Origin of the sequence: Streptomyces sp. NPDC016309 (assembly GCF_043077235.1) — a bacterium.
In the GTDB taxonomy this organism is placed as follows: domain Bacteria; phylum Actinomycetota; class Actinomycetes; order Streptomycetales; family Streptomycetaceae; genus Streptomyces.
Map to the genome: position 1 here is coordinate 36,482 of NZ_JBIBSG010000010.1, position 13,141 is coordinate 49,622.

The following is a 13,141-nucleotide window of genomic DNA, read 5'->3' on the forward strand; positions in this document are numbered from 1 at the left end:
AGGCCCATGAGCACACCCCACCTGCCCACCCTCGTCGCCGTCGCCCACGGCAGCCGCGACCCCCGCGCGCTGACCACCGTGAACGCCCTGCTCGACCGGGTCCGGGAACTCCGGCCCGGCCTGCCCGTACGGCTCGGCCACATCGAGCTGAACGCGCCCCTGCTCACCGACACCCTCGCCGGCCTGCCGGACGGCGACGCCGTCCTCGTACCCCTCCTCCTCAGCCGCGGATACCACGTCAAGCACGACCTGCCCGGCGCCGCCGCCACCGCACCCCACCTGCGCGTGCGCGTCGCCGCCCCGCTCGGCCCCCACCCCCTGCTCGTCGAGGCGCTCCGGAGCCGGCTCGTCGAAGCCGGCTGGCGCACCGGCCACGGCACCAGCCGCAGCACCGGGGTCGTCCTCGCCGCCGCCGGATCCCGCGACCCCGACTCCGCCGCCGACACCCGCCGCACCGCCCGGCTGCTCGGCGAGCGCCTCGGCGGCGTGCCCGTCGTCCCGGCCTACGCCTCCGCCGCCGCCCCCACCGTCGCCGACGCCGTCCGCGCGCTCACCGCCCGGGGCCGCCACCGCATCGCCGTCGCCTCCTACTTCACCGCCCCCGGCCTGTTCGCCACCCGCAGCGCCGCCGCCGCGCCCTGGCTCGCCGCCGCCCCCCTCGGCCCCCACCCCGCCCTCGCCCGGCTCGTCCTCCACCGCTACGACCAGGCCCTCACGGCCGGGACGGTCCCGGCCGGTCCCTCCCGACTGGTCCCCGCCTGACCGGTTCACCATCCGTCCCTGCGGTTACCTTCAGTGCATGAACGGCATGGACGGCATGAACGGCGTGGAAGGTACGTACGACACCGCGGACACCGAACGCTGGGCCCCCGAGCCCGACAAGCGACCGGGCCGCACCGCGTTCCAGCGGGACCGCGCCCGGGTGCTGCACTCCGGGGCGCTGCGGCGACTGGCCGGGAAGACCCAGGTCGTCACCCCCGGCTCCCGCAGCCACGCCTGGGATCCCAGCCCGCGCACCCGGCTCACCCACTCCCTGGAGTGCGCCCAGGTCGGCCGCGAGCTCGGCGCCGCCCTCGGCTGCGACCCCGACCTGGTCGAGGCCGCCTGCCTGTCGCACGACATGGGCCACCCGCCCTTCGGTCACAACGGCGAGCAGGCCCTCAACGACTTCGCCGAGGACTGCGGCGGCTTCGAGGGCAACGCCCAGTCGCTGCGCCTGCTCACCCGGATCGAACCCAAGCGGTTCGTGCACGACGAGGGCTCCGGCGAACTCGTCAGCGTCGGCCTCAACCTCACCCGCGCCGCCCTCGACGCCGCCACCAAGTACCCCTGGCCGCGCGGCGCCCACCCCACCGACCCCGGCTCGCCCAAGTTCGGGGTGTACGAGGACGACCTCCCGGTCTTCGCCTGGGCGCGGCGGGGCGCCCCCGGACAGCGCCGCTGCTTCGAGGCCCAGGTCATGGACTGGTCCGACGACGTGGCCTATTGCGTGCACGACTTCGAGGACGGGCTGCACGCCGGGCACATCGACCCCAACCTCCTCCTCGCCGAACCCGAACGCGCCGACATCTGGCGGGTCGCCGTCGGGCGGTACGTCCCCGCCGGCACCGACCCGCAGGAACTGGCCGACGCCCTCGACCGGCTCATGGAGCAGGAGTGGTGGCCGCACGGCTACGACGGCACGGCCCTCGCCCAGGCCCGCCTGAAGGACGCCACCAGCCAGCTCATCGGCCGCTTCTGCCTCGCCGCCGAGACCGCCACCCGCCAGGCGTACGGGACCGGCCGCCTCACCCGGTACGCCGCCGAACTGGTCGTCCCGCGCGAGGCGCGCAACGAGTGCGCCGTCCTCAAGGCCGTCGCCGACCGGTACGTGATGCAGCGCGCCGAGCAGGAGGCGCTCCGGGCCGACCAGCGCATCGTCCTCGCCGAACTGGCCGAGGCCCTGACCGCCCGTGCCCCCGAGGGCCTGGACCCCCAGTTCCGCGCCCTGTTCGACACCGCCCACGACGACCGGGCCCGCAAGCGGGTGATCGTCGACCAGATCGCCTCCCTGACCGACGCCTCCGCCCGCACCCTGCACGCCCGCCTGACGAGCCGCCCCTGAACCGGCCGCCGCCGAAGCCGGCGCGGACGTCCTCTTCCAACATCACGCTCCGTACGGGACGCTGCTGGGGCCGGCGGCGTAGCGTGACAATTCCCGGAACCACCAGGAGGCAACAAGTGGTCGACGCAGATCAGACCTTCGTCATCGTCGGCGGGGGACTGGCCGGGGCCAAGGCGGCGGAGACACTCCGCTCCGAAGGGTTCACCGGCCGCGTGATCCTCATCGGAGAGGAAGCCGAACCGCCCTACGAACGTCCGCCCCTGTCCAAGGGCTACCTCACGGGCAAGGAACCGCGCGAGCGCGCCTACGTCCACGAGTCGACCTGGTACGCGGAGCACGACGTCGAACTCCACATCGGCCAGCCCGTCACCTCCGTCGACCGTGCCGCCAGGACGGTGCGGCTCGGCGACGGCACCACCATCCGCTACGACAAGCTGCTGCTGGCCACCGGTTCCGAGCCGCGCCGCCTCGACGTCCCCGGCACCGGCCTCGCCGGAGTGCACCACCTGCGCCGCCTCACCCAGGCCGACCGGCTTCAGCACACCCTCGCCGCGCTCGGCCGCGACAACGGCCACCTGGTGATCGCCGGCGCCGGATGGATCGGTCTGGAGGCCGCCGCCGCGGCGCGCGGGTACGGCGCCGAGGTCACCGTCGTCGAACCGGCCCCCACCCCCCTCCACGGAGTCATCGGCCCCGAGCTCGGCCAGCTCTTCGCCGACCTGCACGCCGCGCACGGCGTCCGCTTCCGGTTCGGCACCCGCCTCACCGAGATCACCGGCCAGGACGGCATGGTGCTGGCAGCCCGCACCGACGACGGCGACGAGCACCCCGCCCACGCCGTCCTCGTCGCGATCGGCGCCGCCCCCTGCACGGCCCTCGCCGAGAACGCCGGCCTCGCCCTGGTGGACCGGGCCCACGGCGGAGGCATCGCCGTCGACGCGTCGCTGCGCACCTCCGACCCCGACATCCACGCGGCCGGGGACGTGGCCGCCGCCGAGCACCCCCTCCTGCACACCCGGCTGCGCGTCGAGCACTGGGCCAACGCCCTCAACGGAGGGCCCGCCGCCGCCCGCGCCATGCTCGGCCGGGACGTCTCCTACGACCGGATCCCGTACTTCTTCTCCGACCAGTACGACCTGGGCATGGAGTACAGCGGCTGGGCCCCGCCCGGCACGTACGACCAGGTGGTGCTGCGCGGCGACGCCGGCCGGCGCGAGTTCATCGCCTTCTGGCTCAAGGACCGCCGGGTGCTCGCCGGGATGAACGTGAATGTGTGGGACGTCACATCGGACATCCAAGACCTCATCCGTTCCGGTGCGCCCGTGGACCCCGAGGCCCTCGCCGACCCCGCGACACCGCTCACCGCCGTCCGGCCCGGCCCCTAGGTCGTGTCCGCGCCCCGCTTCCCGCCGGACGATCACCGAAGCCCCCGTAAGATTTACGCGTGGCAGGCGGCAGGATCAACGATGACGACGTGAAGGCGGTACGGGACGCGGTCCCGATCGACGCCGTCGTGTCCGAGTACCTCCAGCTACGCAGCGCGGGCGGCGGCAACCTCAAGGGCCTGTGCCCCTTCCACGACGAGAAGTCCCCCTCCTTCCAGGTCAGCCCCAGCAAGGGTCTCTTCCACTGCTTCGGCTGCCAGGAGGGCGGGGACACCATCGCCTTCGTGATGAAGATCGACCACCTCTCCTTCTCGGAGACGGTCGAGCGCCTCGCCGCCAAGGCGGGCATCACCCTGCGGTACGAGGAGGGCGGGTACAACCCCGGCCACCAGCGCGGCGAGCGGATCCGCCTGATCGAGGCGCACAAGGCGGCCGCCCAGTTCTACGTCGAGCAACTCGACGGCGCCGAGGCCGAGATCGGACGGAAGTTCCTCGCCGAGCGCGGTTTCGACCAGGCCGCCGCCCAGCACTTCGGCGTCGGCTACAGCCCGGCCGGCTGGGACCACCTCACCCGCTACCTGCGCGGCAAGGGCTTCTCCGACAAGGAGCTGCTGCTGTCCGGGCTCTCCCAGGAGTCCCGCCGCAACCCCATCGACCGGTTCCGCGGCCGTCTGATGTGGCCCATCCGGGACGTCGGCGGCGATGTCGTCGGGTTCGGCGCCCGCAAGCTCCGCGACGACGACACCGGCCCCAAGTACCTCAACACGCCCGAGACGCCGATCTACAAGAAGTCCCAGGTGCTGTACGGCATCGACCTGGCCAAGAAGGACATCGCCAAGTCCAGCCGCGCCGTCGTCGTCGAGGGCTACACCGACGTCATGGCCTGCCACCTCGCCGGCGTCACCACCGCCATCGCCACCTGCGGCACCGCCTTCGGCGGCGACCACATCAAGATCCTCCGCCGGCTGCTGATGGACAACGGCTCGGCCCGCGTCATCTTCACCTTCGACGGCGACGCCGCCGGCCAGAAGGCCGCGCTGCGGGCCTTCGAGGACGACCAGAAGTTCGCCGCCGAGACCTACATCGCCATCGCCCCCGACGGCATGGACCCGTGCGAGCTGCGCCTCGCCAAGGGCGACGAGGCGGTCGCCGACCTGGTCGAGCCCCGCACCCCGCTCTTCGAGTTCGCGCTGCGCCAGATCGTGGGCCGGTACGACCTGGAGACCCCCGCCGGCCGCGCCGCCGCCCTCGACGAGGCCGCGCCGGTCGTCGCCCGCATCAAGAACACCGCCTCGCAGCACGAGGTGGCCGTGCAGCTCGCCGGCATGCTGGGCATCCTCGACACCCAGTTCGTCGTCAAGCGCGTCGCCCAGTTCGCCCGCTGGGCCAGGGACCGCGGCGGCCGGGGCCCCGCGCCCGCCTCCCGTCCTACCCCCGCCGCGCCCGCGGCACACGCCCCCGCCGCGCCCTCGGGCCCGGCCCTGAACCTGCGCAGCCCGGCCCACCGCACGGAGCGGGAGCTGCTCAAGCTCGCCCTCCAGCACCCGGCCCTCGTCTCGCCCGCCTTCGACGCGTACGGCGCCGACGAGTTCACCGCCCCGCCGTACGCCGCGGTCCGCCGGACCATCGCGGAGGCGGGCGGCGCCGAGCAGGGCGCCGGCAACACCGCCGAGTACCTGGCGCGCGTACGGGACGCGGCCCCCGACGACACCGTCCGGGCGCTGGTCACCGAGCTCGCCGTGGAGGTCATCCACGGCCGCACCGTCGACGAGACCTACGCCGGCGACCAGCTCGTCCAGGTCCGCCTCCGGGCGGTCGACCGCCGCATCCGCGACGTCCAGGGCTCCCTCACCCGCCTCGGCTCCCACGGCGACCCCGACCACCTCGCCGCCGTCCAGAACGAGCTCTGGGTCCTCCAGCAGTACGCCCAGTCGCTCCGCAACCACGGCGCCGCCGCCCTCTAGACACCCCCCGGGACCGGGGACACCCCCCGGACCGGGCACCGAGCCGCCCTCGGGCCCGCGAAGGCCGCACCGGCGCGCCCTGTCACCGGACGGTCGCAAAAAGTGGTCGCACGCCCCTACTGGCGGTGATGTGTCGTACCCCACACTGGGAGGCGGTGCCTGAGTCCTCGGAGCGCGGCCGGTCCACCGACGGTGGGCCCCTCACCCCCGCGGATCCGCTCATCGAGTACGGGACGGAGAACAGCGGCCCGGCCGCCGCCGTCCCGCTGCCGTACGCCCCCGACCCGGCAGCGATCACCCTGGAGGTCGCCCTCGTGCAGACCCGGACCCTGACCGACACCGACCCGGCCACGGCATCGGCCGTCGCCGTCCCCGTACAGGGCATCCCGCCCCACCACCCCGAGACGCTGCCCGGAGCGCTGCCCGACGCCGTACCGGACCCCGACGAACCCGAACAGGCGCCCGCCGACCGCAGTCGCGCCGCCGCGGAGGCGTCCGCCGGCGGCCCGTCCGCCGACCTGTTCCGCCAGTACCTCCGGGAGATCGGCCGCATACCGCTGCTCACCGCCGCCGAGGAGGTGGAACTGGCCCGCCGCGTGGAGGCCGGGCTGTTCGCCGAGGAGAGGCTCGCCACCGCCGCAGGCCTCGACGAACGGCTGGCCCTGGACCTCGACCGGCTGGTCGTCATGGGCCGGATGGCCAAGCGCCGCCTCATCGAGGCCAACCTGCGCCTCGTCGTGTCCGTCGCCAAACGGTACGTCGGCCGGGGCCTGACCATGCTCGACCTGGTCCAGGAGGGCAACCTGGGCCTGATCCGGGCGGTCGAGAAGTTCGACTACGCCCGCGGCTACAAGTTCTCGACGTACGCCACCTGGTGGATCCGCCAGGCCATGTCCCGCGCCCTCGCCGACCAGGCGCGGACCATCCGGGTCCCGGTCCACGTCGTCGAGCTGATCAACCGGGTCGTCCGGGTCCAGCGCCGGATGCTCCAGGAACGCGGCTGCGAACCCACCCACGACGAGGTCGCCGCCCACCTGGACCTGGCGCCCGAGCGGGTCGGCGAGGTGCTGCGCCTCGCCCAGGAGCCGGTCTCCCTGCACGCCCCGGTCGGCGAGGAGGACGACGTCGCGCTCGGCGACCTCATCGAGGACGGCGACGCCGCGTCCCCCGTGGAGTCCGCGGCGTTCCTCCTGCTGCGCGAGCACCTGGAGGCCGTCCTGTCCACCCTCGGGGAACGCGAACGCAAGGTCGTCCAGCTCCGTTACGGCCTGGTCGACGGGCGGCCCCGCACCCTGGAGGAGATCGGACGGATCTTCGGCGTGACACGCGAACGCATCCGCCAGATCGAGTCCAAGACCCTCAGCAAGCTGCGGGACCACACCTTCGCCGACCAGTTGCGCGGCTACCTGGACTGACGCACCCCGCCCCGGCCGCCGGTCAGTCGACCTCCGCCACCGCCTGCGCGAACTGCGCCGCGTACAGACGGGCGTAGGCCCCCTGTGCCGCCAGCAGCTCCTCGTGCGAGCCCTGCTCGACGATCGCCCCGTCCTCCATCACCAGGATCACGTCCGCGTCCCGGATCGTCGACAGCCGGTGCGCGATCACGAAGCTGGTCCGGCCGTGCGCCAGCCGCGCCATCGCCTTCTGGATGAGCACCTCGGTCCGGGTGTCGACGGAGCTGGTCGCCTCGTCCAGGACGAGGATGACCGGGTCCGACAGGAAGGCCCGGGCGATGGTGATGAGCTGCTTCTCGCCCGCGCTCACCCCCGCGCCCTCGTCGTCGATGACGGTGTCGTACCCGTCCGGCAGCGTCCTGATGAACCGGTCCGCGTGCGCGGCCCGCGCCGCCTCCTCGATCCGCTCGCGGGTCACCCCGCGCGACGCGGGAGCGCCGTACGCGATGTTGTCGGCGATCGTGCCGCCGAACAGCCAGGTGTCCTGGAGCACCATGCCGATCCGGGACCGCAGCTCGTCGCGCGTCATGTCCCGGGCGTCGACGCCGTCCAGCAGGATGCGGCCGCCAGTCACCTCGTAGAACCGCATCAGCAGGTTGACCAGCGTGGTCTTGCCCGCCCCCGTGGGGCCGACGATCGCGACCGTCTGGCCGGGCTCCACCGACAGCGACAGGTCCTCGATCAGCGGCCGGTCCGGGTCGTAGCGGAACGACACCCGTTCCAGCGTCACCCGCCCCGCCGGTTCCACCGGCTCCACCGGCTCCTGCCGCCCGGCGGTCCCCGGGGCGTCCGGCTCCTGCTCCTCGGCGTCCAGCAGCTCGAAGATCCGCTCCGCGGAGGCGACCCCCGACTGCACCAGGTTCGCCATCGACGCGACCTGCGTCAGCGGCATCGAGAACTGGCGCGAGTACTGGATGAACGCCTGCACGTCGCCGATGGACAGCGTCCCGGACGCGACGCGCAGCCCGCCCACCACCGCCACCAGCACATAGTTGAGGTTGGAGATGAAGAACATCAGCGGCTGCATGATCCCGCTGTTGAACTGGGCCCGGAAGCCCGCCTCGTACAGCGCCTCGTTCTGCTCGCGGAAGTCGGCCGCCGCCTCCTCCTGCCGCCCGAAGACCTTCACCAGCGCGTGGCCGGTGTACATCTCCTCGATGTGGGCGTTGAGCCGGCCCGTCGACTTCCACTGCTGCACGAAGTGCGGCTGCGACCGCTTGCCGACCTTCGTCGCCACGACCACCGACAGCGGCACCGTCACCAGCGCGACCAGTGCCAGCAGCGGCGAGATCCAGAGCATCATCACCAGCACACCGATGATCGTCAGCGCCGAGTTGATGAGCTGACCCATCGTCTGCTGCATGGTCTGCGCGATGTTGTCGATGTCGTTCGTCGCCCGGCTCAGCACCTCACCGCGCTTGGCCCGGTCGAAGTACGCCAGCGGCAGACGCTCCAGCTTCGCCTGGACGTCCTCCCGCATCCGGTACACCGTCCGGTTGATCACCATGATCGACATGCGCGTCGACACCAGCATCAGCAGCCCGGCCGCCACGTACACCACCAGGACGGTCATCAGCACGGTGGCGACGGCGTCGAAGTCGATGCCCCGCCCCGGCTGGAAGTCCACCCCCGACAGCATGTCCGCGAGCCCGCCGTCCCCGTCGGCCCGCAGCCCCGCCAGCGCCTGCTCCTTGGTGATCCCGTCCGGCATCCCGCGCCCGACGACCCCCGCGAAGATCAGGTCGGTCGCCCGGCCCAGCACCTTGGGCCCGACCACCGACAGCGCCACGCTCAGCACACCGGCCACCAGCATCAGCCACAGCGTGGCCTTCTCGGGCCGGAACTGCCGCAGCAGCCGCCTGCCCGACCCCTTGAAGTCCATCGACCGCTGGTCGGGGCCCCCGGCCGCCGCCATCATCCGTCCCGCCGGCCCCGCCATCAGGCAGCCTCCGCCTCGGTCAGCTGGGAGAGCACGATCTCCCGGTACGTCTCGTTGCCCGCCATCAGCTCCTCATGGCGCCCGGTCCCCACGACCCGGCCCTCGTCGAGGACCACGATCCGGTCCGCGTCACGGATCGTCGACACCCGCTGGGCGACGATCACCACCGTCGCCTCGGCGGTCTCCGCCGCCAGCGCGGTCCGCAGCAGCGCGTCCGTCGTGTAGTCCAGCGCCGAGAACGAGTCGTCGAACAGGTAGATCTCCGGCCGCTGCACCAGCGTCCGCGCGATCGCCAGCCGCTGCCGCTGCCCGCCCGACACATTGGTGCCGCCCTGCGAGATCGGCGCGTTCAGGCCGCCCTCCATGGCCCGGACGAAGTCGGCCCCCTGGGCCACCTCCAGCGCGTGCCACAGCTCCTCGTCGGTCGCGTCCGGGTTGCCGTACCGCAGGTTCGTGGCGACCGTCCCGGAGAACAGGTACGGCTTCTGCGGCACCAGGCCCACCGTCTTCGCCATCAGCACGGGATCCACCTGCCGCACGTCCACCCCGTCGACCAGCACCTCGCCGCCCGTGGCGTCGAACAGCCGCGGCACCAGGCCCAGCAGCGTCGACTTGCCGCTGCCGGTCGAACCGATGATCGCCGTCGTCTCACCGGGCCGGGCCACCAGGTCCACCCCGCGCAGCACCGGCTCCTCGGCACCCGGGTAGCGGAAGTCCGCCCCCCGCACCTCCAGGTGCCCGCGCCGCGGCAGCTCCCGCACCGGGGAGACCGGCGGGATCACGCTGGACTCCGTACGCAGCACCTCCTCGATGCGCTCGGCGCACACCTCGGCGCGCGGCACCATCATGAACATGAAGGTGGCCATCATCACGGCCATCACGATCTGCATCAGATAGGCCAGGAAGGCGGTCAGCGCGCCGATCTCCATCCCGCCGCCGTCGATGCGATGCGCGCCGAACCAGACGACGGCGACGCTGGAGATGTTGACCACGGTCATCACGGTCGGGAACATCAGCGCCATCAGCCGGCCGGTCGACACCGACACCTCGGTCAGGTCCGCGTTGGCGCGCGCGAACCGCTCCCGCTCGTAGGCGTCCTTCACGAACGCCCGGATCACCCGGTTGCCGGTGATCTGCTCGCGCAGCACCCGGTTCACCGTGTCCAGCCGCTCCTGCATCGCCCGGAACAGCGGCCGCATCCGCTTCACGATCAGCGAGACGGCGATGCCCAGCACCGGGACCACCGCGATCAGCACGCCCGACAGCGGCACGTCCTGGCCGAGCGCCATGACGATGCCGCCCACGCACATGATCGGCGCCGACACCATCAGCGTGAACGCCATCAGCACCAGCATCTGCACCTGCTGGACGTCATTGGTCGTCCGCGTGATCAGCGACGGCGCCCCGAAGTGCCCGACCTCCCGCGCGGAGAACGACTGCACCCGTTCGAAGACCGCCGCCCGCACGTCCCGGCCGAGCGCCGACGCGGTCCGCGCGCCGTAGTAGACGGCAGCGATGTTGCAGACCACCTGCACCACCGAGATCGCGATCATCAGCGCGCCGAAGGTGAGGATGTAGCCGGTGTCACCCTTGACGACACCGTTGTCGATGATGTCCGCGTTGAGCGTGGGCAGGTAGAGGGTGGCGCACGTCTGCAAGAGCTGGAGCGCCACCAGCAGGACTATGGGCCGTTGGTACGGCCCCAGATGGATCCGGAGAAGTTGTCTGAGCACGGGTTCAACTATCGCCCGCCCCGCCCGCCCTGACGACTCGGTTTTCCCCGTCCTTTGCCCCGTCCGGGCCGATCGTCACCGGACCGCCACGCCCGGACCCTCCGCCTCCGCCGCCGCGGCCCCCGTTTCCGCCCCAACCGCTCGCTAGAGCGAGAACGCCCCGGGATGGAGCTGCTCGCGCGTCGCCCCGTACTGCTGGCGCACCGCCTGCCCGACCGCGAGCTCCTCGCCCGGCTCGAACACCTGGGCGGCGGCGCCCTGCCAGGCCGGCGGGGACTGCGGCGACAGCACGCCCTGCGAGACCCCCAGCGCCCACGCCGCCTGCCGTGCCGCGCCGAGCGCCGCGTAATCGGCCGGCTGGGGTACGACCACCTGCGCGCCGAAGATCGCCGGCGCGGCCGCCTGCACCGCGGGCAGCTCCGCCGCCGCCCCCAACAGGAACACCCGCCGCACCTCCACGCCCCGCCCGCGCAGCACGTCCATCGCGTCCGCCAGCGAGCACAGCATGCCCTCGAACGCCGCCCGCGCCAGGTGCTCGGGCTTCATCGACTCGCGCCGCAGCCCGCTCAGCGTCCCGGCCGTGTGCGGGAGCTGCGGAGTGCGCTCACCCTCCAGGTACGGCAGCAGCACCAGCCCCGAGGCGCCCGGCGTCGACTTCAGCGCCAGCGCCGACAGCTCCTCCAGGCCCCCGCCCAGGCCCAGCATCTCGGCGGTCCCGCGCAACGCCCGTACCGCGTTCGACGTGTGGACGACCGGCAGGTGCATGCCCGCCGCGTCCGCGAACGCCGTGATCATCCCGTGCGGATCGGCCGACGCCTCGTGATGCACCGCCATCACCGACCCCGACGCCCCGAGCGACACCACGGCGTCCCCGAGCCCGAGCCCCAGCCCGAGCGCGGCCGCCATGGTCTCGCCGGTCCCCGCCGAGATCAGCAGCCCCTCGGGAGTCATCCCGGCGGCCTCGGCGGGCCCCAGCACCTCCGGCAGCGCCGCCTGGTGCCCCAGCGCCAGCTCCACCAGGTCCGGCCGGTACGCACCCGAACCCGCCGACCAGTAGCCGGTGCCCGAGGCGGCGCCCCGGTCCGTGGTCCGGCGCACCGGACGGCCCAGGAGCTGCCACACCAGCCAGTCGTGCGGCTGGAGCACCATCGCCACCCGCGCCGCCGCCTCAGGCTCCGTCCGGGCGAGCCACCGCAACTTGGCCACCGGCTGCGCCGCCTGCGGTACGCAGCCGACCGCCTCGGCCCACGCCCGGCGCCCGCCGAGCGCCTCGACCAGGTCCGCGGCCGCCACCTGGGCCCGCTTGTCGTTGCCGACCAGCGCCGGGCGCACCAGCGAGCCCTGCCGGTCCAGCGGCACCAGACCGTGCTGCTGGGCGGACACACCGATCGCCTGGACGCCCTCGAGCAGCCCGCCCGACGCGGCCTCGCCCAGCGACAGCAGCCACGCCTGCGGGTCGACCTCCGTGGCCTTCGGTTCGACGGGGTGCGGTGCGTAGCCCTGCCGCAGCACCGCACCCGTTTCCGTGTCACAGACGACGATGCGCGTGAAACCCGACGAACTGTCCAACCCGGCGACTATCCCCATGGGGATAGATTCTGCCGCACCCTAGGTGTTACTGGTCCCCCACTCGTCCTGGCCGTTGCCCTGGCTGCGCTCCCGCAGCGAGCGCACCCGCTCGGCCACCGACTCGGGCATCCGGTCGCCGACCTTGTCGCTCACGGTGTGCAGCGCCTTGCCGGCCACCTCCCGCCCGGTCTGCGCGGCCGATTCGGCGGCATTGCGCACCGCCGGGTTGTGGGAGAACTCGCGCGCGGACTTGCGGAGCTGTTCGTAGCGCTCCCGTCCGGCACGGGTGCCGAGGACGTAACCGAGGGTCAGTCCAACGACGAACGTGACCTTGTACCGCATGGCTGCCACCCTTCCGTAGGCGTCGGTGCTGGCCGCCTACCCGTAAGGGCCGGAGATCACCCCGGGGAACCGATTGGCGGAGCACCCCCCTGCTTGCGCTAATGTATGTGTCGCAGCGAGCGAGCGCCGCCCGGGAGACCCCAGGTGGGTACGTTCGGTGCAACGCAGCAATCCCCTGTAGCTCAATTGGCAGAGCAGCCGGCTGTTAACCGGCAGGTTACTGGTTCGAGTCCAGTCGGGGGAGCGCGATCCCCTGTAGCTCAATTGGCAGAGCATTCGGCTGTTAACCGGAGGGTTACTGGTTCGAGTCCAGTCGGGGGAGCGGTACCAGGAGAGGGCCTTTCGAGGCCCTCTCCTTGTTTTTCCGACCCGGTTCGCCCCCGGCGGGAACCATCCGGGCCGCGGCGCGGTCTCCATGGTCGTGCGTTGCCGACCATCCGGAGCAGGAGATCGTATGAGCGGCTATGCTGCGGCAGACGGCGCGCACAAATGTGCGCGACGCGCCGTAAGGGGCGGTAGCTCAGCCGGTTAGAGCAGCGGACTCATAATCCGTCGGCCGTGGGTTCGAGTCCCACCCGCCCCACCGCAGTCCAGCGGTGAAGAAACGATTCGAGCAGCGCTTTCGGTGCTCGAAGCACCGCAGTGCCCCCG

General features: G+C 72.6%; 9 protein-coding genes and 3 tRNA genes. 8 read left to right on the forward strand and 4 right to left on the reverse strand.

The window, feature by feature from the left end; all coding sequences use genetic code 11:
- The first annotated feature begins 6 nt into the window (after nucleotides 1–6).
- From ACF068_RS24645 to ACF068_RS24665, 5 genes are all read left to right on the forward strand, one after another.
- Nucleotides 7–762 (forward strand): sirohydrochlorin chelatase, encoded by a 756-nt coding sequence (locus ACF068_RS24645; protein WP_392276467.1) that lies wholly within the window; start codon nucleotides 7–9, stop codon nucleotides 760–762.
- A 37-nt stretch (nucleotides 763–799) separates the two neighbouring features.
- Nucleotides 800–2,104, forward strand: a complete 1,305-nt coding sequence (locus tag ACF068_RS24650; protein ID WP_392276468.1) for a deoxyguanosinetriphosphate triphosphohydrolase — start codon at nucleotides 800–802, stop codon at nucleotides 2,102–2,104.
- Nucleotides 2,105–2,220: 116 nt separating this feature from the next.
- Nucleotides 2,221–3,489 carry an NAD(P)/FAD-dependent oxidoreductase gene (locus tag ACF068_RS24655; RefSeq protein ID WP_392276469.1) on the forward strand — a complete coding sequence of 423 codons (1,269 nt, stop codon included), beginning with the start codon at nucleotides 2,221–2,223 and terminating at the stop codon, nucleotides 3,487–3,489.
- A gap of 59 nt (nucleotides 3,490–3,548) precedes the next feature.
- Nucleotides 3,549–5,453, forward strand: coding sequence for a DNA primase (gene dnaG, locus ACF068_RS24660; RefSeq protein ID WP_392276470.1), 1,905 nt, complete (start codon nucleotides 3,549–3,551; stop codon nucleotides 5,451–5,453).
- Between the two features lie 155 nt (nucleotides 5,454–5,608).
- Nucleotides 5,609–6,868, forward strand: coding sequence for an RNA polymerase sigma factor (locus ACF068_RS24665; RefSeq protein WP_392276471.1), 1,260 nt, complete (start codon nucleotides 5,609–5,611; stop codon nucleotides 6,866–6,868).
- A 22-nt stretch (nucleotides 6,869–6,890) separates the two neighbouring features.
- On the opposite strand, the gene ACF068_RS24670 is transcribed toward ACF068_RS24665, so the two are convergent.
- The 4 genes from ACF068_RS24670 to ACF068_RS24685 form a co-directional block, all read right to left on the reverse strand.
- Complete coding sequence (locus ACF068_RS24670; RefSeq protein WP_392276472.1) at nucleotides 6,891–8,846, reverse strand: ABC transporter ATP-binding protein; 1,956 nt, start codon at nucleotides 8,844–8,846, stop codon at nucleotides 6,891–6,893.
- A complete protein-coding gene (locus ACF068_RS24675; protein WP_392276473.1) occupies nucleotides 8,846–10,579 on the reverse strand; it encodes an ABC transporter ATP-binding protein in 1,734 nt (577 codons plus the stop codon). The genes ACF068_RS24670 and ACF068_RS24675 overlap by 1 nt, the downstream gene beginning before the upstream one ends.
- A gap of 144 nt (nucleotides 10,580–10,723) precedes the next feature.
- The gene (locus ACF068_RS24680) at nucleotides 10,724–12,166 is read right to left on the reverse strand and encodes an FGGY family carbohydrate kinase (protein ID WP_392276474.1); all 1,443 of its coding nucleotides are present in this window, start codon (nucleotides 12,164–12,166) and stop codon (nucleotides 10,724–10,726) included.
- Nucleotides 12,167–12,187: 21 nt separating this feature from the next.
- Entirely contained in the window at nucleotides 12,188–12,490 is a 303-nt protein-coding gene (locus ACF068_RS24685; protein WP_392276475.1) for a YtxH domain-containing protein, read from the reverse strand.
- A 171-nt stretch (nucleotides 12,491–12,661) separates the two neighbouring features.
- On the opposite strand from ACF068_RS24685, the gene ACF068_RS24690 reads away from it, so the two are divergent.
- The 3 genes from ACF068_RS24690 to ACF068_RS24700 all read left to right on the forward strand — a co-directional run bounded on the left by ACF068_RS24690 (nucleotide 12,662) and on the right by ACF068_RS24700 (nucleotide 13,073).
- Nucleotides 12,662–12,734, forward strand: a tRNA-Asn gene (locus ACF068_RS24690).
- A gap of 5 nt (nucleotides 12,735–12,739) precedes the next feature.
- Nucleotides 12,740–12,812 (forward strand) — tRNA-Asn (locus ACF068_RS24695).
- Nucleotides 12,813–12,999: 187 nt separating this feature from the next.
- Nucleotides 13,000–13,073: transfer RNA gene (locus ACF068_RS24700), tRNA-Ile, on the forward strand.
- Nucleotides 13,074–13,141: the final 68 nt, after the last annotated feature.

Bases quoted from the DNA above. Each gene is read 5' to 3' on its own strand.
- ACF068_RS24680 (WP_392276474.1), bottom strand. From the start codon at position 12,166: ATGGGGATAGTCGCCGGGTTGGACAGTTCGTCGGGTTTCACGCGCATC.
- ACF068_RS24670 (WP_392276472.1), bottom strand. From the start codon at position 8,846: ATGGCGGGGCCGGCGGGACGGATGATGGCGGCGGCCGGGGGCCCCGAC.
- ACF068_RS24645 (WP_392276467.1), top strand. From the start codon at position 7: ATGAGCACACCCCACCTGCCCACCCTCGTCGCCGTCGCCCACGGCAGC.
- ACF068_RS24685 (WP_392276475.1), bottom strand. From the start codon at position 12,490: ATGCGGTACAAGGTCACGTTCGTCGTTGGACTGACCCTCGGTTACGTC.
- ACF068_RS24650 (WP_392276468.1), top strand. From the start codon at position 800: ATGAACGGCATGGACGGCATGAACGGCGTGGAAGGTACGTACGACACC.